At 70.7% G+C, this 18,028-nt stretch carries 17 protein-coding genes; 6 read left to right on the top strand and 11 right to left on the bottom strand.

Annotation, left to right across the window (positions count from 1 at the left end):
* Positions 1–30: 30 nt before the first annotated feature.
* Positions 31–1,488: a deoxyguanosinetriphosphate triphosphohydrolase family protein gene (locus ACFVDO_RS11135; protein ID WP_378858360.1), complete on the top strand. Its 1,458-nt coding sequence runs from the start codon at positions 31–33 to the stop codon at positions 1,486–1,488.
* Here ACFVDO_RS11135 and ACFVDO_RS11130 read toward each other — a convergent pair whose 3' ends face one another.
* Together ACFVDO_RS11130 and ACFVDO_RS11125 are read right to left on the bottom strand one after the other, a co-directional pair.
* Positions 1,489–2,106 carry a GyrI-like domain-containing protein gene (locus tag ACFVDO_RS11130; RefSeq protein WP_378858361.1) on the bottom strand — a complete coding sequence of 206 codons (618 nt, stop codon included), beginning with the start codon at positions 2,104–2,106 and terminating at the stop codon, positions 1,489–1,491.
* A 51-nt stretch (positions 2,107–2,157) separates the two neighbouring features.
* Positions 2,158–2,658: a carboxymuconolactone decarboxylase family protein gene (locus tag ACFVDO_RS11125; RefSeq protein WP_378858362.1), complete on the bottom strand. Its 501-nt coding sequence runs from the start codon at positions 2,656–2,658 to the stop codon at positions 2,158–2,160.
* 76 nt (positions 2,659–2,734) lie between these two features.
* On the opposite strand from ACFVDO_RS11125, the gene ACFVDO_RS11120 reads away from it, so the two are divergent.
* A complete protein-coding gene (locus tag ACFVDO_RS11120) occupies positions 2,735–3,598 on the top strand; it encodes a sigma-70 family RNA polymerase sigma factor (RefSeq protein ID WP_378858363.1) in 864 nt (287 codons plus the stop codon).
* Positions 3,599–3,611: 13 nt separating this feature from the next.
* Here the strand turns inward: ACFVDO_RS11120 and ACFVDO_RS11115 are convergent, their stop codons facing one another.
* The 3 genes from ACFVDO_RS11115 to ACFVDO_RS11105 form a co-directional block, all read right to left on the bottom strand.
* Positions 3,612–4,019, bottom strand: a complete 408-nt coding sequence (locus ACFVDO_RS11115) for a DUF2255 family protein (protein WP_378858364.1) — start codon at positions 4,017–4,019, stop codon at positions 3,612–3,614.
* Positions 4,020–4,167: 148 nt separating this feature from the next.
* The gene (locus ACFVDO_RS11110; RefSeq protein WP_378858365.1) at positions 4,168–4,998 is read right to left on the bottom strand and encodes an aldo/keto reductase; all 831 of its coding nucleotides are present in this window, start codon (positions 4,996–4,998) and stop codon (positions 4,168–4,170) included.
* Between the two features lie 102 nt (positions 4,999–5,100).
* Positions 5,101–6,306, bottom strand: a complete 1,206-nt coding sequence (locus tag ACFVDO_RS11105; protein WP_378858366.1) for an MFS transporter — start codon at positions 6,304–6,306, stop codon at positions 5,101–5,103.
* A gap of 104 nt (positions 6,307–6,410) precedes the next feature.
* On the opposite strand from ACFVDO_RS11105, the gene ACFVDO_RS11100 reads away from it, so the two are divergent.
* Together ACFVDO_RS11100 and ACFVDO_RS11095 are read left to right on the top strand one after the other, a co-directional pair.
* A complete protein-coding gene (locus ACFVDO_RS11100) occupies positions 6,411–6,857 on the top strand; it encodes a MarR family winged helix-turn-helix transcriptional regulator (protein ID WP_378858394.1) in 447 nt (148 codons plus the stop codon).
* Positions 6,858–6,880: 23 nt separating this feature from the next.
* Complete coding sequence (locus tag ACFVDO_RS11095; protein WP_378858367.1) at positions 6,881–7,801, top strand: NADP-dependent oxidoreductase; 921 nt, start codon at positions 6,881–6,883, stop codon at positions 7,799–7,801.
* A gap of 91 nt (positions 7,802–7,892) precedes the next feature.
* On the opposite strand, the gene ACFVDO_RS11090 is transcribed toward ACFVDO_RS11095, so the two are convergent.
* The 5 genes from ACFVDO_RS11090 to ACFVDO_RS11070 form a co-directional block, all read right to left on the bottom strand.
* Positions 7,893–9,356 carry a purine-cytosine permease family protein gene (locus ACFVDO_RS11090; protein ID WP_378858368.1) on the bottom strand — a complete coding sequence of 488 codons (1,464 nt, stop codon included), beginning with the start codon at positions 9,354–9,356 and terminating at the stop codon, positions 7,893–7,895.
* A gap of 71 nt (positions 9,357–9,427) precedes the next feature.
* On the bottom strand, positions 9,428–11,068 hold the full coding sequence (locus ACFVDO_RS11085; RefSeq protein ID WP_378858369.1) for an amidohydrolase: 1,641 nt from the start codon (positions 11,066–11,068) through the stop codon (positions 9,428–9,430).
* A 47-nt stretch (positions 11,069–11,115) separates the two neighbouring features.
* Positions 11,116–12,219: a C45 family autoproteolytic acyltransferase/hydolase gene (locus ACFVDO_RS11080; protein WP_378858370.1), complete on the bottom strand. Its 1,104-nt coding sequence runs from the start codon at positions 12,217–12,219 to the stop codon at positions 11,116–11,118.
* Positions 12,216–13,931 carry an amidase gene (locus ACFVDO_RS11075; RefSeq protein ID WP_378858371.1) on the bottom strand — a complete coding sequence of 572 codons (1,716 nt, stop codon included), beginning with the start codon at positions 13,929–13,931 and terminating at the stop codon, positions 12,216–12,218. Before ACFVDO_RS11075 ends, ACFVDO_RS11080 begins: the two co-directional genes overlap by 4 nt.
* Positions 13,924–15,039: an agmatine/peptidylarginine deiminase gene (locus ACFVDO_RS11070; protein ID WP_378858372.1), complete on the bottom strand. Its 1,116-nt coding sequence runs from the start codon at positions 15,037–15,039 to the stop codon at positions 13,924–13,926. Before ACFVDO_RS11070 ends, ACFVDO_RS11075 begins: the two co-directional genes overlap by 8 nt.
* 68 nt (positions 15,040–15,107) lie before the next feature.
* Here ACFVDO_RS11070 and ACFVDO_RS11065 point away from each other — a divergent pair, with 68 nt between their 5' ends.
* Positions 15,108–15,722, top strand: a complete 615-nt coding sequence (locus ACFVDO_RS11065) for a TetR/AcrR family transcriptional regulator (RefSeq protein WP_378858373.1) — start codon at positions 15,108–15,110, stop codon at positions 15,720–15,722.
* A 45-nt stretch (positions 15,723–15,767) separates the two neighbouring features.
* On the opposite strand, the gene ACFVDO_RS11060 is transcribed toward ACFVDO_RS11065, so the two are convergent.
* Positions 15,768–16,736 (bottom strand): GlxA family transcriptional regulator, encoded by a 969-nt coding sequence (locus ACFVDO_RS11060; RefSeq protein ID WP_378858374.1) that lies wholly within the window; start codon positions 16,734–16,736, stop codon positions 15,768–15,770.
* A gap of 71 nt (positions 16,737–16,807) precedes the next feature.
* Here ACFVDO_RS11060 and ACFVDO_RS11055 point away from each other — a divergent pair, with 71 nt between their 5' ends.
* On the top strand, positions 16,808–18,028 hold the full coding sequence (locus tag ACFVDO_RS11055; RefSeq protein ID WP_378858375.1) for an MFS transporter: 1,221 nt from the start codon (positions 16,808–16,810) through the stop codon (positions 18,026–18,028).

The following is an 18,028-nucleotide window of genomic DNA, read 5'->3' as shown; positions in this document are numbered from 1 at the left end:
CCGGCTGCACGCGCATGCGACACTGGGCGGATGACGGATGATCCGCGCCAAAAGCGACGCCTGCCCGAGACGCTCGACGCGCTCCAGCTCGCGGAGCATCATCCGCAGTTCCGGGTCGATGTGGAGCGCATCCGGTTCTCGCCGTACTACTCGCGACTGTCCGCCGTGACCCAGGTGATCTCGCAGGCGGGCGCCGGGCTCGCCGTGCACAACCGGCTCACCCATTCGATCAAGGTCGCCGCCGTCGCGCGCGGCATCGCGATGCACCTCTCCACCCGTGATGACGCCGACGGAGCGGTCGTCGCGGAACTCGGCGGGGCCGACCCCGTCGTCGTGCAGGCGGCTGCCGCGGCGCACGACCTCGGGCATCCGCCCTTCGGGCACCTCGGCGAGCAGACGCTCGATCGGCTGGCGCGCGACAGGTTCGGCCTCGCCGAGGGTTTCGAGGGCAACGCGCAGACGTTCCGCATCATCACCCGTCTCGACGAGCACGACAGGGCTGGAGGGGGACTCAATCTCACAGCCGCGGTGCGCGCCGCGGTGCTGAAGTACCCGTGGCTGCGCGGTGAGGGCGGACCGCGCCGCGGCGGTGCGAGCAAGTTCAACTTCTACGCGCTCGACGAGCAGGATGCCAGGGCAGCCCTGTCCGCCTACCCGCTGATCGAGCGAGGGCAGCAGACCGTCGAGTGCTCGATCATGGACATCTCGGACGACATCGCGTACTCGCTGCACGATCTCGACGACTTCTACCGAGCGGGTCTGCTGAGCGCAGGTCCGCTCGCCGCCGAGTTCCGCAGCTGGCATCGTGACCTCGCCGCGCTGCGCACCCTGCCCGCGGAGACTCTCGCCGCGAACACGAGGACTCCCGGACACTCGCTCGAACTGCTCTGGCGCCGGCTGCGCGAGAAGGATGCCTGGATCGCCGACGCCGACGCGTTCGGCGACGCGGTGGCGAAGGTCAAGTCCGATGTCATCGAGGGACTGCTTGCGGAGCCGTTCGACGGCTCGCTCGCAAGCGAGCGGGTGCTGGCCCGATTCACGACCGAGTGGATCGCGCGGCTGCAGTCCTCCGTCGAGGTGCACCGGCATCCCGACATCCGCTCGGGGCACGTCAGCCTCGACCGGAGCGCGTGGCACGAGGTCGCGGTGCTGAAGTTCCTGCACGAGCGCTTCATCCTGGAGCGCCCCGACCTCACGGTCTATCAGCGCGGACAGGCCACCGTGCTCGAGCGCCTGGTCGACGGTTTCACGGCCTGGCTCGACGACCCGCGGGACGCGCGGCGTGCTCCCCGCCGACTGCTCGACCTGGTGGAGCTCGCCACCGACGACTACGGTCGGCTCGGCATCGTGGACGGGATGGACCGGCTGGCCCGCGGGCGCGGCATCATCGACTACGTCGCCTCGCTCACCGACGCGCAGGCCGGGTCGCTCGACGCACTGCTGGCGGGCCAGACCGAGCGGCTCTGGGAGGCCGGGCAGGGGCTGTAGTCAGCCGATCCGCTCGACCGGCTGCCGCAGGATCGTGCGGAGCTTGTCGGGCGCTGCGCGGCGCGGGTCGCCGAGATAGATCTCGTGATGCCGCCCCGTCATACGCAGGCCGTTCTCGGGGATGAACCGACTGTGCAGCTCGTCGAGCACCGGCCCCTCGGCGTCGTAGGGACCGACGTGCAGGGTCTGCACGCTGAGCCCCTCGTCGAAGGTCTCGAAGCGGACGGCGTCGAGGGCGGCTGTGGCCTTGGCGCGCACAGCATTCCTCGCGATCTCGACGTGCTCGGCGGTGATCCAGTCCGGCACCATGATCATCACCGTCCAGTCCCAGCGGCTCTTGTCCCTGGCGCTCGTGAACGCGTCCATGTCGTCGGCCGACCACAGGGCTTCGAGCGGCATGACCGTGTGGTCGAGGCCGAGCTCGCGCCTGCTGAAGAACTTCAGGCTGTAGGCGAGCGGATACAGAGCGCCCACCGCGTCGCGGTACTCGGGGGCGGTGTTCGGATCGCCATGGCCGTCGACCATGAGGAAGCTCATCGCCGGCACGGTGAGCACCTGGAACCGACCGCGCACGGCGCGGTAGCTCTCGATCTGCTTCTTCAGGTCGACGGCGGGCATGAGATCTCCTCGGTCAGGACGAGTATGCCCGAGCCCTCCGACTCCGGTCGCTCAGCGCTGGCCGGCGGGCTGGCGGATCGCGGCGTTGATGCGGTTCCAGACGTTGATCGCGCCGATCTCGAACAGCAGCGCCGAGATCTGGCGCTTGTCGAACGCCTCGGTCATGCGGCCCCAGAGCTCGTCCGAGATCGGGTCGTGGTGATCGGCCAGGCGCGTGATCGCCTCGGCGAACTCCAGTGCGACGCGCTCGCGGGCGGTGAAGTACGGAGCATCCCGCCATGCCGCGACGGCGGCGATGCGCTCGGGGCTCGCGCCGTCCTCGATCATCTCGCGGGTGTGGTCGACCGCGCACCAGCTGCATCCGTTGATCTGACTGGCCCGCAGGCACAGCAGGTGCAGCAGCGGCTCGGGCACGCCCGCGGTGCGGGCGACCTTGTTGAGCCCGGTCAGGGCATCCAGCCCGCCTTCCAGCAGGAAGGCCGGGTGCGGCATCCGGGCCTTGTGCGCGACGATCTCGTCGTGGTCTGCGGGGGTGGTGATGATGTCGTTCACGATGTCTCCTCGGTGGGTTCGGGCGCCGCGTCATCGGCACTCACTAAGGTGACTCCGGGACCGAGAGGAATGTGACATGTCCGAGCAGAAAGTTCTCGCAGAGCGTTTCGATGCCGAGCGACCGCGCCTGATCCGCATCGCGGAGCGGATGCTCGGATCCCACGCGGATGCCGAGGACGCGGTGCAGGATGCCTGGCTGCGGGTCTCCCGCGCCGGCGACGACGACATCGAGAACTTCGCGGGCTGGGTCACCACGATCACGTCGCGGATCTGCCTCACCGAGCTGCGCTCGCGGTCCTCGCGGGGAGAGAGCTCGCTGGACGAGGGGCTGCCGGAGCCGCAGGTGCTGCCCGCCGGGAGCACGCCGCACGGCGCGGCCGAGATGACGGATGCCGTGAGCAGCGCGCTCGACGTGGTCATCGACCGCCTCGGGCCGGCCGAACGGGTGGCCTTCGTGCTGCACGATTCGTTCGAGATCCCGTTCGAACAGGTGGCCGAGATCCTGGACAGGACGCCGGATGCCACGCGGCAGATCGCCAGCCGCGCACGGCGGCGCCTGCGGGCAGAGCGTCCGGGCGGAGCGACCGACCCGCATGTGCTGCGCCGCGTGGTCGACGCCTTCTTCGCGGCGGCGAGCGCCGGCGACTTCGACCGGCTGGTCGCCGTGCTGGATCCCAGCGTGGTGCTGCGGGCCGACTCCGGTGTCTCGGCGACGACGATCGTCCGAGGCGCTGCGGCCGTAGCCGGCAACGCACTGATGTTCGCAACGCCGAACGCCGTGCTGGTGCCCGTCGTCGTGGACGGACGCGCCGGAGTGATCGTCACGGTCGACGGACGGCCGGTGTCGCTGATGGCGTTCTCGGTGCTCGACGACCGGGTGGTCGCGATCGACGCCTACGCCGGGCCGCGCCGGCTGGCGGAGGTCGCGCTGCCGGTGTGAGCGCTCGCCAGACTCAACTCACGCGGAACGTCGCTCCGAGAGCGCCGTCGGTCAGCATCACGTCGATCGAGGAGCGCGGTGCGCCGGCGTACTTGCGCTCCATCTCGGTGCTGATCGCCGGCTGCACCGCGTCGTCCGCGGCGATCGGGGTCAGCGTCACCTCCACGCGCGGGAGCTCGAGCGCCGCCGCACGGTCGACCTCGGCGATGGCGCCGTCGCCCATGGCGAAGGCTGCCGGGCGCCCGGCGCGCACATGACGGCACCACCACCCGGCTTCCCCGTACGCCGAGCGGATGTAGGGCACGCCGTCCACGACCATCGACCAGATCGGCGTCACGAGCGGATCGCCGTTCTGCTTGCGGGTCACGATCGCGACCACCTCGGTCTCGTCCAGCAGCGTCACCAGCTCTTCGGATGCCATGGGTCGACGCTACCGCGTGGGCGGGCGTCGCGCTCGGACGCAGAGGAGGCGCGGCATCCGCAGACGCCGCGCCTCCTTCCCCCCCGTTCGAATCGCGCGACTTGCCGTTTTCCACCCCCGGATGCGGCAATTCAGGCGATTCGAGACCTCAGCCGTTGAAGCTGTCCGGGTGCGGGCCGGTGCGGCCGTCGCGCTCGAGGCCGTCGATCGCGGCCAGCTCGTCGGCGGTCAGCTCGAAGTCGAACACGTCGAGGTTCTCGGCGATGCGAGACGGCGTCACCGACTTGGGGATCACGACGCGGCCCTGCTGCAGGTGCCAGCGCAGCACGACCTGGGCCGGGCTCTTGCCGTGTGCTGCGGCCGCGGCCAGCACTGCGTCGTCGCCGAGGACGGCTCCCTGGGCGAGCGGGCTCCACGCCTCGGTGACGATGCCGCGCGCCTCGTTCGCCGCGACGACGGCCCGGTTCTGCAGAGCGGGGTGCAGCTCGACCTGGTTCACGGCCGGGACCATCCGGCCCTCGCCCGAGATCTGCGCCAGGTGCGCCGGCTCGAAGTTCGAGACGCCGATCGCCCGGACGCGTCCGTCGGCGTACAGCTTCTCCAGCGCGCGCCAGGTCTCGGGGTACAGACCGCTCGCCGGGGTGGGCCAGTGCACCAGGAACAGGTCGAGGTACTCCAGTCCGAGTCGCTCGAGCGCCTCGTCGTAGGCGCGCAGCGCGTTGTCGTAGCCGTGGTCGCTGACCCACACCTTCGAGGTGATGAACAACTCCTCGCGGGGAAGACCGGACTCGGCGATCGCGCGGCCGACGCCCGCCTCGTTGCCGTAGACGGCGGCGGTGTCGATGCTGCGGTAGCCCGCCTGCAGCGCCGCGGCCACCGCGACAGTGGTCTCGGCATCCGGCACCTGGAAGACGCCGAAGCCGAGCTGCGGCATCCGGATGCCGTTGTTGAGGGTGATCTGGGGAATCTGAGCGTTCATGGGCTCTCTCTTTCATCGGTGAGAAACGCTTGCCGGCGCGAGAAACGGCGCGAGGTGACGTTTCTCGGGCGCGGAGGCGTTTCTCGCGGGTAGGGGTGGGGGTCAGTGGGCGGCGGCGAGCGCGCCGGTGTCGAGGGAGGGTGCGTCTGCGGCATCCGTGCGGGTGCGGGCGGCGAGGGCGGCGGCGACGATCATCACGGCGAGGGCGACGACGGTGAAAGCGGCGCCGATCCAGATCGGCGAGGTGTAGCCGAGACCGGCAGCGATGCCGAGGCCGCCGGCCCAGGCGCCGAGCGCGTTGCCGACGTTGAAGGCGCCGATGTTCGCGCCGGAGGCGAGCGTGGGCGCACCGCCGGCGTAGTTCATGATGCGGCTCTGCAGGCCGGGCACGGTGCCGAATCCGAATCCGCCCATGAGCGGCAGGGTGATCGCGGTCGCGACCGGCGATCCGGCCAGCAGACCGAAGGCCACGAGCACGACGGTCAGGGCGGCGAGGAAGGCGACGATCGTGCCGTCGATCGACCGGTCGGCGAGGCGCCCGCCGGCCCAGTTGCCGACGACGAGTCCCGCACCGAACAGCACGAGCAGCCACGGAACGGCGGATGCCGCGAAGCCGGAGACCCCGGTCAGCGTGTAGGCGATGTAGGTGAAGGCACCGAACATGCCCCCGAAGCCGAGCACGGTGACGACCAGCGAAAACCAGACCTGACCGGAGCGGAACGCGCTCAGCTCGCGACGCAGGCTGACCTGCACCTCGCCCTCAGGGCTGCTCGGCACCAGGAGGAGGATGCCGAGGAACGCGACGACGCCGATGATCGAGATCGCCCAGAAGGTGGAGCGCCAGCCGAGCTGCTGCCCGAGGAAGGTGCCGAACGGTACGCCGAGCACGTTCGCCGTGGTGAGCCCGGTGAACATGATCGCGATGGCGCGGGCCTTCTTGGCGGGCTCGACGAGACCGGTCGCGACCACCGAGCCGATGCCGAAGAACGCTCCGTGGCAGAGTGCCGCGATGATGCGGCCCGAGAGCGCTGTGCCGTAGTCGGGCGCGACCGCGGTGAGCGCGTTGCCGACGATGAACAGCACGACCAGCCCCAGCAGCACGGGCTTGCGCGGAAGGCGGACCGTGGCGGCGGTGATGCCGAGGGCGCCCACCACGACTGCGAGGGCGTAGCCCGAGATCAGCCAGCCGGCGGTGGCCTCGGTGACTCCGAAGTCGGCCGCCACCTCGGGCAGCAGCCCCATGATGACGAACTCAGTGAGTCCGATGCCGAACGCTCCGATGGCGAGAGCGAGAAGTCCGAGTGGCATCCGATGCCTCCTGCTAAGATAGTTGCAAACGCGGGATATTGCGTTAATGAACACAATCATTGCACACGCAACTATCCCGCGCAAGCAACTACTTTGGAGGCATGATGGGCATCGCCGATGACGCCGTCGAGATCCGGGCGCGCGGCTGGCGCACCCTCGCCGCCCTGCACAACCTCATCGACGTCGAGCTGGAGCGGGCGCTGGGCGCCGAGGGACTCTCGGTCGTCGAGTACACCGTGCTCGACGCGCTGAACCGTCAGGACGGCTGGCACATGCGCATGCAGCAGCTCGCGCGCGCCACCGCCCTGAGCCCGAGCGCGACCACCCGCCTGGTGACCCGGCTCGAGGACCGTGGTCTGCTGACCCGCATCCTGTGCGTGGACGACCGCCGCGGCATCTACACGGAGCTCACCCCCGCCGGGCAGGAACTCTACGAGCGCGCGCATCCGATCCACGACGAGACGCTGGAGCGCGTTCTCGGCGAAGCCGAGGAGCAGCCCGAGCTCGCCCCCGTCGTGCACGCCCTGCAGGGCACCACCGCCACCGTCTGACAGCTCCGACCGAAGGGTTCCCCATGCGCGCCGTCGTCTACGACCGATTCACCCGCGACTTCGACTCACTCGAGGTGCGGGAACTCCCGGAACCGAAGGTGACCCCGGCATCCGTCCTCATCGAGGTGCGCGCCGCCGGCGTGAACCCGGTGGACTGGAAGCTCATGGCCGGCGGGCTCGATCCGATCATGCCGACGATGTTCCCCGTGATCCCCGGCTGGGATGTCGCGGGCGTGGTCGTCGCGGTCGGCATGGACACCCCCGAGTTCCAGGTCGGCGACGAGGTGCTGGCCTACGCGCGCCCCGACGTCGTCGGCGGCGGCACCTTCGCCGAGCGGGTCGACGTGCCCGTCCGCGCGGTCGCGCACAAGCCGGCATCCCTGTCCTGGGAGCAGGCCGGTGCACTCCCCCTCGCCGGCGGCACCGCGCTGCGCTCGGTCGACGCGCTCGGCGACCTCGACGGTCGCACGGTGCTCATCCACGGCGCGGCGGGCGGCGTGGGCAGCTTCGCCGTGCAGATCGCCGTCGCGCGCGGCGCGCGTGTGATCGGCACGGCATCGGAGCACAACCACGACACCCTGCGCAGCTATGGGGCCGAGCCGGTCACCTACGGCGACGGCCTCGCCGAGCGCGTGCTCGCGCTGGCCGACGGCCCGGTCGACGCGGTCGCCGACTTCGTGGGCGGCCAGCTCGAGACCACGCTCGCGGTGCTGCGAGAGGGCGGCGCGCAGGTGTCCGTCGCCGACCCCGGTGTGGTCGCGCACGGCGGCCGGCACATCTGGGTGCGCCCCGACGGTGCCGAGACCGCGCGCCTCGCCGCCATGGTCGAGCAGGGCGCGCTCCAGGTCGAGATCGCCGGCACGTACTCCCTCGACGAGGTCCCCGACGCCTTCCGCGCCAGCGCCTCGGGTCATACGCGCGGCAAGCTCGTCATCGTCCCGTAGCCGCCGCAGCGAAAAACCACCTCCAGCCGCAGAAACCATGCGCCACATGGTTTCTCGAGCGGGAAGTGGTTTCTCGCGGGATGCAGGAGGTTCACGCCCCGATCTGCGCGCGCACCTTCCGTCCGGCGAGCAGGGCGTAGAGGCCGATCGAGACGAGCAGTCCGACCGGCACCGACAGGTCGAGGCCACCGAGCGCCGCGCCCCAGGGGCCGGACCACACCGTGGTGGACAGGAACATCGCGGTGGCGAAGCCGCCGACGACGACCGAGACGAGCCCTGCGACGCCGAATCCGCCGAGGTACCAGAACATGCCACCGGGTCGCTCGTCGAACAGGTCGTCGCCGTCGTACCGGTTGCGGCGCAGCACGATGTCGGCGACGTAGACGCCTATCGTCGGAACCGAGATGATCAGCAGGAACTGCAGCATCAGGTTGACGGCGCTGATCAGATCGGATGCCAGCACGAGAACGATCGTGAACGCGCAGCCGAGTGCGCCGATGAGGATCGCCGAGGGGATGCGGCGGATCGGAACGCCGATCGACTGCAGCGCCATGCTGGCCGTGTAGGTGGTCATGCCGTTCAACGAGATGCAGTTCACCAGCACGCCGAGCACGAACAGCGGGGCGAGCCAGATCGGCAGGTTCTCCAGCAGGGAGTACTCGATGCCGTTCGCGAGCGTCTCCGGCCCGACCGTGCCGCCCAGCACGACGCCGAACGCCGTGATCAGAATCGCGGGGAAGAGCTGCCCCAGCGCGGTCGCGCCGATGATGCCGGACGCCTTGGTCTCGCGCGGCAGGTAGCGGGCCATGTCGGCACTGTTGCTGAACGACAGGGGCGACGACGCCATCAGGGCGAACGCGATCGTGATGCTCGCCCACAGCGGCATCCCGTCGAGCGGCGCGGGCTGCGCGAAGCCCCAGTCCAGCGTCGGCGCGATGAAGCCGATCACCAGCGCGAAGATCACGAACAGGCCGATCGAGATCGCCATGTACGCCTTCAGGATCAGCGCGTGGCCGTACACCGCGACGACCACGGTGATCGCCGAGACCACGACGGCCACCAGGATCGGCGCCAGCACCGGATCGGGGAAGCCCCAGCGCTTGAGCAGCTCACCGCCGATGAACGACGCCGCGACCCAGTTCAGCGCGAGGAAGACTCCGGAGATGAACCACCCGTAGAACGCGATGACGATCTTGTTGCCGTGGATGCCGTAGATCGCACGCTGGATCACAGACCCCGAGGTGCCGGCGGCCGGTCCGGAGATCGCGACGATCCCCGGCAGGATCGCCAGGACGCTCGAGGCCAGCACGACCAGCAGCGCCTGCCAGATCTCGAGTCCCAGCACAAGGGTCAGCGATGCGCCGACGGTGATGTTCAGCACACTGACGCCCGGCGCCGACCACACGAAGAACAGATCGCGGGCCCTGCCGTGCCGCTGCGCGTCGTCGATGAGCTCGATGCCGCGGGTCTCGGGGGTGTTCGCCGCGTCGACGAACTCGGTTCCGGGCCCCTGCGCGGCGTCGCGCAGGAGGGGAACGGCGGATGCTTCGGACATTGGAGGTCCTTCCAGGACAGTCACCCGCCTGCGTCGCTGCAGAGGGCGTTCGGGTTTCAGGGGGTTGAGGGCTACGGCCGCCGGTAGGCGGCCTCGCCGTGCACCAGGGTGAGGAGCACGGCGCCGGTGAGCAGGTCGTCGGTCGGTGCGGACAGCGGGTCGATGTCGAGCACGGCGACGTTCGCGAAGAAGCCGGGGGCGATCCGCCCGTAGGCATCGTCGATCGCGCCGACGTGCGCCGCACCGGATGTCGCCGCGGCGAGCGCCTGGGCAGCGGTGAACGCGCGCTCGGGGTGGTACGCGGGCAGCGCGGAGTCGATCGACGAGCGGCCGGACATCGCGATGAACAGGTTGTGCAGAGCCTCGTGGGGTGCGGTGGGGGCGTCGGTGCCCAGGGCGACGGGGACGTCGACGTCGCGGAACCAGTTCCACGGGAAGCCGTCCTCGGCGCGCTGGTCGCCGAGCACCGCCATCCAGTTGTCCAGGATGGCGGGGTCGCAGTGCACGGGCTGCATGGATGCCGCGACACCGTGCTCCCGCATCCGTGCGACCGTCTCGGGGGCGACCGACTCGAGGTGCTCGATGCGCGGACGTCGCCCGGTGTCCGTGCCGTTCGCCTGCTCGCAGGCCTCGACGAGGTCGACCGCGAGGGCGCTGGCGGCATCGCCGATCGCGTGCATCGCGAGCTGCAGACCTGCGCGGTCCGCGGCGATCGCGACGGGCGTCGCGGCCTCGCGGCTCCAGATCGGGTCGGCGTTCGAGCCGTCGGCGTAGGGGCGCACCATGGCGGCGGTGCAGGCGTCGATCACGCCGTCGAGGATGAACTTCACCCCGACGACCTTCAACCAGGGCGTGCCGGTGGCCGCCAGCTCGTCGCGCAGCGCCACGGCGCGCTCGACCTGGGCGAGGTCGGCCTCGGTGTCGCCGGTGGAGCTCAGCCACCAGTGCGCGGTGACCGGGAACGGCAGCCGGCCGTCGCGGTCCAGCCTGCGCCGCAGCGCCGCCATCGACTGCTCGGTCATGCCCATGTCGGCGGCACCGGTGACGCCGGCCGCCAGATACGCGTCGAAGGCGCGATCGAGGTGCCCGTCCACCTCCTCGTCGGTGCGGATGCCGTCCAGGTAGTCGCCGAGCAGGTCCATCGCGGCGGTCTCGAGCAGGAATCCGGTCGCGTCGCCGTTCTCGTCGCGCACCACCTCGCCGCCGATCGGGTCGACGGTGTCGCGGTCGATGCCTGCGGCGCGCAGCGCGGCGGTGTTCACCCAGGTGCTGTGCAGATCGTTCGCGTCGAGGAACACCGGGATATCGTCGATCACGGCGTCGATCATCGCCGCCGTCGGCTGCGTGATGCCCTCGGGCAGCGCATCGAACAGCCAGCTGACACCCTCGATGATCGTGGCATCCGGGTTCGCCTCGCGCGCCTCGCGCAGTCGCTGCTGGATCTGCGCGACCGAGGTGCAGTCACGCAGCTGCACCTTGCCCTGCGCGTGGCCGAACATCGCCAGGTGGGCGTGCGCCTCGATCACGCCGGGCATCGCGAACGCGCCCTCGAGGTCGACGACCGCGGCATCCGCGCCCGCCGCCGCGCGCACGTCGGCCTCCGTGCCGACAGCGAGGATGCGATCGCCGCGGACCGCGAACGCGGTCTGGAGCGGAGCATCCGCCAGCCCGTCGAAGACGACGGCATTGCGGTAGACGGTGGTCTCGGTCATGGCGGGATCCTCTTCGATCAGAGTGCGAACGGTCAGGGTGCGAACGGTCAGAGCGCGAGCTCGATGTGCGGACGGGTGGCGTTCTCGGCGGGGGTGCCGTCGAGGATGTCGGCGCGGCGGGCGGCCGGGTCGAGCACGACGGTCGCGAGGCTGGCCCAGCGCTGCCCCATCGGCAGAGCCAGGTCGGGCACGCAGGTCACGGGCGGCTCGCCGTCGCCGGTGACGAGGGCGGCGCGCAGCTGCGCGGCGTCGGCCGGCGCTGCGCCCTGCGTCAGGCGGTCGCGCAGGAAGTCCCAGCGCTGGCCGGAGTCTGGTTGGTACAGCCAGGTCTTCTCCTCCGCGGCGGGCTCGGCGGTGAGGAAGTGGTTGGTGCGCAGCCAGGTGCCGTCGGTGATGGCGGGCGCCTCGAACACCCCCTCCGGGCTGATGTCGAGCAGCACCGCCGCGCCGGCCTCGTCGAACAGCGCGAAGGAGCCGGAGCTCGTCACCGGCGCCTCGCGGACGAGCTCGACGGCGTGCGCGACGCTGGTCGCCTCTTCGAGCACGAGCGCGGCGAGCACGTGCATCGGCATGCCCTCCGGCCGATCGGCGCGGTGCCCGAGGATGTTGAAGTGCAGCGCGACGCCGGCGCTGTTCACGCCGATCTTGCCGAGGATGCCGCACTCGGTGAGCCCGGCGTAGTCGTGGACGCCGCCGCGGGAGACGATCGTGTGCCAGTACGGCGCGATCTCCATGTGCCAGTCCCAGGTCTGCACACCCATCGTGTGCGCGTGGCCCTCCGCGTCACGGATGGAGCGCACGATCGTCGAGCACTCCCCCGGCGGCACGGTCACGCTGCGGGACAGGATCTCGGTGCGGCCGTTCAGCGCGGCGATGCGCCACAGCTCCGACCCTGAGCCCGAGGCGATGCCCTCGATCTGCGCGCGCAGGCCGGGGCGGTGCGCGCCGATCGCGTCGAGCAGCCGCTCGGCGTCGTCGCGCACGACCTGCTCGTCGATGCCGCCGAGCCGGAACAGCTCGTCGTACGCCTCGATCGTGCCGGGCAGGCTCTCTCGCAGCTGCCGGCCGCGGGAGGCGCCGCGCTCGAAGGCATCCTTGGACGAGGCGACGATCTGCAGTCGCTGATCGGGGCGGGGGAACGGCGATGTCATGAGAGTTCCTCTCCAGGAAGAGCAGGCGTGCGCGGCGGTGAGGTGCGGCGGTCGCCTGTGGCCTCGAAGGCGGCGGCCAGGCGGAGCAGTTCGGTGTCGTCCCAGCCGCGTCCGGCGAATGTCAGGCCCACCGGCATCCCGATGTCGGCGAGGGTGCCCATCGGCACGGTGACCGTCGGGATGCCGAGGTGGCGGATCGCGAGGTTGCCGTTGGCGACCCAGACGCCGTTGCGCCAGCCGGCGTCGGCCGATGCCGGGTTCACGTCCATGTCGGCGGGGCCGATGTCGGCGACGGCGGGGAACACGACGGCGTCGAGGCCGAGGCCGTCCATCCACTCCTCGAGGTCGACCCGCCGGGTCTCCTCGAGCCCGCGCACGCCCTCCTCGAGGTGCGGAATGCCGGTGAACGACGCGTGCGGGCGCGCCCGCACGAAACCGGGGTACTCGGCGATGTCGTCGTCGAACCCGGTGTACCGGTCGGGCAGCGCACCCTCGGGCTGCGGGAAGATGCGGGCGCCGTCGACGAGTTCGAGCCGGTCGAGCGCCGGGTCGCCGTTGGCGCGCAGGAAGTCGTCCCACGCCCACGCCGAGAGGTCCTCGATCTCGGAGCGCAGGAACCGCTCGCTGACCAGGCCGCGGTTCTTCAGCGTCGGGGCACCGGCGCGGTCGCCCTCGTAGTTCGTCACCGCGGGGAAATCGACCTCGATCACCTCGGCACCGGCGGCCTCGAGGTCGCGTCGCGCTTGCTCCCAGAGAGCGATGACGGTGGCCCTGGTCTCGATGCGCTGCCCGGTCGGACCGCCGATCGTGGTCCCCGTCCCCGCATCCGGGTCGGCGTTGATGTACATCCTCGGCACGCCGAACCGGCGACCCCGGAGGGCACCGCTGCCGGATGCCAGCGCCGCGTAAGACTCCGGCCGCACCTCGGATGCCGCGGGGATCCGCACCCACGGCTGCCCGCGCCAGAAGTCGCCGCGCGCGTCCGCGTCGTCGGCGACGACCGTGTCGAGCACCTCGAACAGGTCGGCCATGCTGCGGGTGTGCGGCACGACGACGTCCATTGTCGGCACGAGGGGCCAGTTGCCGCGCACCGAGATCACGCCGCGCGAGGGCGTGTACGCGCACAGGGCGTTGTTCGAGGCGGGTGCGCGGCCGCTCGACCAGGTCTCCTCGCCGAGGCCGAAGGCGGCGAAGCTGGCCGCGGTCGCGGTGCCGGATCCGTTCGACGACCCTGAGCCGAAGGCGCTGGTCAGCCAGTCGGCGCTGTAGGGGCTCTCGGCGCGGCCGTAGACGCCGCGCTGCATGCCGCCGTTGGCCATCGGCGGCATGTTCGTCAGTCCCAGACAGATCGCGCCGGCGGCGCGCAGCCGCTCGATCGTGAACGCGTCGCGCCGGGCGACCAGGTCGGCGAAGGCCGGTGAACCGGATGCCGCCGTGAGGCCGGTGACGAGGTAGCTGTCCTTCGCCGTGTACGGGATGCCGTCCAAGGGGCCTCTGGTCTCGCCGGCGGCGCGCCGGGCGTCGGCCGCGGCGGCCTCGGCGCGCGCGGCGGGGTTGCGGACGACGATCGCGTTCAGGGCGGTCTCGGTCCCGGGGCCGTCGTAGGCGTCGATGCGTGCGAGGTAGGCGTCGACCAGCTCGACCGCGGTCGCGGCACCGCTCTCGAGAGCGGCGCGGAGGTCGGCGATGGATGCCTCGACGACGTCAAACATGGGGCACGCCCTTCGCCGGAGTCAGCGGGTCCTGAGCGAGCGGAGCGAGACGAAGGGCGCTCAGGACCCGGGGGTGGCTGGGCATCGCCGGCTGCTGCTGGGTGATGCAGTGGATGCCGCCGCCGCGGGCGAAGATCGGGCGGGCGTCGACGGTCACGACGCGGCGGCCGGGGTAGGCGTCCTCGAGGATGCCTCGGGCCCGGGCATCCGCCTCCGGCTCGCCGAAGCCGCAGGCGATGACGCCGCCGTTGACCACGAGATGGTTGACGTAGCTGTAGTCGACGAACTCGCCGTCGGCGCGCAGCGCGGCGGGCGCGGGCAGGTCGACGATCTCGAAGAAGCGGCCCGCGGCATCCGTCTGGGCGGCGAGGTGCTCGCGCAGCTCGCGGGTGACGGCGTGGTCGGGGTGCGCGGCATCCTGCTGGGAGTGCAGCAGCAGGCGTCCGGGCGAAGTGATGGTGGCGACGATGTCGACGTGCCCGTTGGTGCCGAGCTCCTCGTAGTCGGCGGTGAGGCCGCGCGGCAGCCAGACGACCTTCTCCGCACCGATCGTGCGGGCGAACTCCGCCTCGACGCGTGCCCTGTCGGCGAGCGGGTTGCGTCGAGGGTCGAGCTGCACGGTCTCGGTGGCGAGCACGGTGCCCTCGCCGTCCACGTGGATGCCGCCGCCCTCGTTCACGAGCAGGCTGGAGACGAGCTCGGCGCCGACTGCGCCGGCGACGATGCGGGCGTGCTCGGCCGACTTCTGCCACTCGGCCCAGGCGGGTGCGCCCCAGCCGTTGAAGATCCAGTCGACGGCGCCGAGCACACCCGGGCGTTCGGCGTCCACGACGAATGTGGGGCCGGAGTCGCGCAGCCAGAACTCGTCGACCGGGGCCTCGATGATGTCGACGGCACTGCCGAGCATGCGGCGAGCGCGAGCGGTCTCGGTCGGGTCGACGAGCAGGGTGACGGGTTCGAACTCGGCGACGGCGAGGGCCGTCTCGGCCCAGGCGCGGTAGCCGCTCTCCTGGTGCTCCTCCCCCGTGCCCAGCGTGATGCCGGCGCGCGGGAAGGCCATCCAGGTGCGCTCGTGCGGGTCGCCCTCGTGCGGCATCCGCCAACCCATACTGTCCTCCTCGACATATTGATCGTGCGATCAATAACTTTAGGCGACAGTAGTAGGCTGACCGCATCATGTCAACCGCCGAACGCCCCCGCGCCCGACGCAAGGCGCCCCAGGAGCGCGCCGCCGAGATCTCGGATGCCGCGCGCGCACTCGCTCTGGAGGCCGGAATCAGCGCCGTCACGCTGCGCGGCGTCGCCACTCGCGCCGGAGTCACCCCCGCGCTCGTCGCGCACTACTCCGATGGCATGGACCGGCTCGTCGCCGACGTGTTCCAGCGCATCGTCGCCGACGAGCGCCGTGAGGTGGCATCCCTGGTCGCCGTTCCCGACACCGCTGCGGCGAGCATGGACGCACTGCTCGACACGATGATCGACGGCACCCGCGACGACGTCACCCTGGTGTGGGTCGAAGCGTGGGCGCACGGCCTGCGCAACGAGCCGCTCGCGCAGGCGGTGCGCACCGAGATGGATGCCTGGCGCGACCTGATCCGCGACGTGATCATGCGCGGTGTCGACTCCGGCGAGTTCCGCACCCCGGATCCGACCGCCGCCGCCTGGCAGATCCTGGGCATGGTGGACGGGCTGAACGCGCAGAGCCTGGTGCGCTGGGGCGACTCCCAGGCCCGCGGCTCGATGCTGCACGCCGCCGTCGCCGGCGTGCTCGGCTCGCGTTCGTCCTCCTAGGATCGACGCCTGCCCGCAGCCCGCAGACGCTGCTCGGGGTTCTGCCTACCCGTCGGCACGGAAGGCGCGCCGGTATGCAGTGGGGGTCGTGCCCGTGACGCGGCGGAAGTGATCTCGGAGGTTGGTCGGCGTGCCGAGGCCGCAGAGCGGTGCCAGCTGCTCGACGGGGAGGTCGCTGGTCTCGAGCAGTTCGCGGGCGCGGTCGACTCGAGCGGTGTTCAGCCATTTCAGCGGTGTCGTGCCCGTCATGGTCGCGAACATGCGCGCGAAGGTGCGGGGAGACATCCTGGCGTGCTGTGCGAGGCCCGCCACCGTGAGGGGGAGCTCCAGCCGGCGGAGCGCCCACTCGAGGGTCGGGGCGAGGCTCGACGGTTCATCCGCGGCGATGGTCGGCCGTTGGATGAACTGGGCCTGTCCGCCGTCACGGCGCGGTGCCGCGACGATCTCGCGGGCGATCGCGTTCGCCACGGCCGCCCCGTGGTCCTGGCGCAGCAGATGCAGGCAGACGTCGATTCCGCTCGAGACTCCCGCAGAGGTGACGACATCCCCCTCGTCGACGTAGAGAGCATCGGGATCGACGGTGATGCGGGGGTGCTGTCGCACGAGCCTCTCGGCGTGACGCCAGTGCGTGGTCGCTCTCCTGCCGTCGAGGACCCCGGCGTGCGCGAGAGCGAATGCTCCTGCGCAGATGGACACCAACCGTGCCCCTCGAGCATGCGCGCGACGCAGCGCGCGTGCGACATCCTCGGGGAGCGTGTCGATCCGCCCGAACGCCGGAATGATCACCGTGTCCGCATCATTCAGGGCGTCGAGGCCCGACGGTGCGATCAGCTGCCACCCGTTCGCGGTCTTGACGGGCCCCGCCTCGCGAGCGCAGAGCACCACTTCGTAGGGGAGTTCCTCGCGGTCGAAGATCTGGAACGGGATGCCCACTTCCATCGGCTGCACGCGCTCCAAGGCGAGCACGGCGATCCGGTGGCGGGCGGGCCCGCGCGGCGTGGTACGTGCCGACATGGCAGGAATCTTATCAACATGGTCGTTCTTGCCACTGGTTGATCTGCCACCCGCTCAGCATCATCGATGGCATGGCCGACACTTCGACGATCCCGACCCGACATGCGAACCTTCGGATCGCGCGACGGCTGGCACCTTCACAGGCGCTTGCCGTCTTCGGAAGCTCCATCGATCTCACCCTCACCGCGATCGTGGGGCATCACCTCGCCCCGACGGATACGCTCGCGACACTGCCGTTCAGTCTGATCGCCGTCGGCGCACTGTCGTCGACCTTCCTCGTGTCGCGGCTGATCGGACGACTCGGCTACCGCAGGACGTTCGTGCTGTTCTCCGGTGCCGCGGTGGCTTCCGGGCTGATCTCGGCACTGGCCGTGCACTGGGGCTCCTTCTGGTTGTTGTGCGCGGGAACGTTCCTCATCGGCCTGTACGGTGCGGCGACGGGGTACTACCGCTATGCCGCCGCCGACTCTGCCGAAGGGGCTCGCGCGGCGGCTGTCACGACCGTGCTGGCCGGCGGACTCGTCGCCGCCCTGATCGGACCGTTCCTCGCCACCTGGACGGCGAACCTCCTGCCCGTGACCTACGTGGCGAGCTATCTCCTGGTCGCGCTCTTCGGAGCGATCGCCGCCGCGTGGAACGCGATGCTCCCTGCGGAACTGGGGCGCATCCAAGGTGTTCCGGCGTCGAGCTCGGGCGCTCGACCCCGGCGAGTGCTGTGGCGACAGCCCCTCCTGCTGGCAGGGGTGCTGACGACGGCATTCTCTGCAGTCGCGATGAACGCGATGATGACCGCCGGGCCCATTGCGGGGATGGCGATGGGCCACGGTGAGACGGCGACGGCGTTCGCTGTCCAACTGCACATGGTCGGCATGTTCGCGCCCGGATTCGTCGTGGCGCGGATCATCGAGCGAACCGGCGAACGTGCGATCACCTTCATCGGGATCGCACTGATTCTCGTCTCGGGTACTGTGGCGGCCTTCAGCACCGCGGAGTGGGCGTTCTTGACGGCGATGCTGGCCATCGGGGTGGGGTGGAACCTCGCCTACAGCGGAGGCAGCGCGATGATCACCGGCGCCTACAACCCCGAAGAACGCGGCCGGGTCCAGCCCATCGCGGAAGCGATCACCGGCGCGTTCCAGGTCATCGGGTCCTTCAGCGCCGGCGCGATGTCGAGCGTCTCCGGCTGGCAATCGCTCGGCCTCGGTCTCCTCGGGGCGTGCCTCGTCGTCGCGCTGGCGACGGCGAAGCTCCGACGGAGCGCCGCCAGGTCCGCGACCGGGGGTCAGCGATGA

The organism is Microbacterium sp. NPDC057741 (genome assembly GCF_042798735.1).
Lineage (GTDB): Bacteria > Actinomycetota > Actinomycetes > Actinomycetales > Microbacteriaceae > Microbacterium.
The sequence above is the reverse complement of the archived record's forward strand: the minus strand, read 5'-3'. Positions and strand labels throughout refer to the sequence as shown.

Coding starts and splice junctions, on each gene's coding strand:
- ACFVDO_RS11080 (WP_378858370.1), bottom strand. CDS start 12,219: ATGACATCGCCGTTCCCCCGCCCCGATCAGCGACTGCAGATCGTCGCC.
- ACFVDO_RS11105 (WP_378858366.1), bottom strand. CDS start 6,306: ATGCCACTCGGACTTCTCGCTCTCGCCATCGGAGCGTTCGGCATCGGA.
- ACFVDO_RS11100 (WP_378858394.1), top strand. CDS start 6,411: ATGGGCATCGCCGATGACGCCGTCGAGATCCGGGCGCGCGGCTGGCGC.
- ACFVDO_RS11055 (WP_378858375.1), top strand. CDS start 16,808: ATGGCCGACACTTCGACGATCCCGACCCGACATGCGAACCTTCGGATC.
- ACFVDO_RS11120 (WP_378858363.1), top strand. CDS start 2,735: ATGTCCGAGCAGAAAGTTCTCGCAGAGCGTTTCGATGCCGAGCGACCG.
- ACFVDO_RS11130 (WP_378858361.1), bottom strand. CDS start 2,106: ATGCCCGCCGTCGACCTGAAGAAGCAGATCGAGAGCTACCGCGCCGTG.
- ACFVDO_RS11090 (WP_378858368.1), bottom strand. CDS start 9,356: ATGTCCGAAGCATCCGCCGTTCCCCTCCTGCGCGACGCCGCGCAGGGG.
- ACFVDO_RS11115 (WP_378858364.1), bottom strand. CDS start 4,019: ATGGCATCCGAAGAGCTGGTGACGCTGCTGGACGAGACCGAGGTGGTC.
- ACFVDO_RS11135 (WP_378858360.1), top strand. CDS start 31: ATGACGGATGATCCGCGCCAAAAGCGACGCCTGCCCGAGACGCTCGAC.
- ACFVDO_RS11075 (WP_378858371.1), bottom strand. CDS start 13,931: ATGTTTGACGTCGTCGAGGCATCCATCGCCGACCTCCGCGCCGCTCTC.
- ACFVDO_RS11085 (WP_378858369.1), bottom strand. CDS start 11,068: ATGACCGAGACCACCGTCTACCGCAATGCCGTCGTCTTCGACGGGCTG.
- ACFVDO_RS11095 (WP_378858367.1), top strand. CDS start 6,881: ATGCGCGCCGTCGTCTACGACCGATTCACCCGCGACTTCGACTCACTC.
- ACFVDO_RS11110 (WP_378858365.1), bottom strand. CDS start 4,998: ATGAACGCTCAGATTCCCCAGATCACCCTCAACAACGGCATCCGGATG.
- ACFVDO_RS11070 (WP_378858372.1), bottom strand. CDS start 15,039: ATGGGTTGGCGGATGCCGCACGAGGGCGACCCGCACGAGCGCACCTGG.
- ACFVDO_RS11065 (WP_378858373.1), top strand. CDS start 15,108: ATGTCAACCGCCGAACGCCCCCGCGCCCGACGCAAGGCGCCCCAGGAG.
- ACFVDO_RS11060 (WP_378858374.1), bottom strand. CDS start 16,736: ATGTCGGCACGTACCACGCCGCGCGGGCCCGCCCGCCACCGGATCGCC.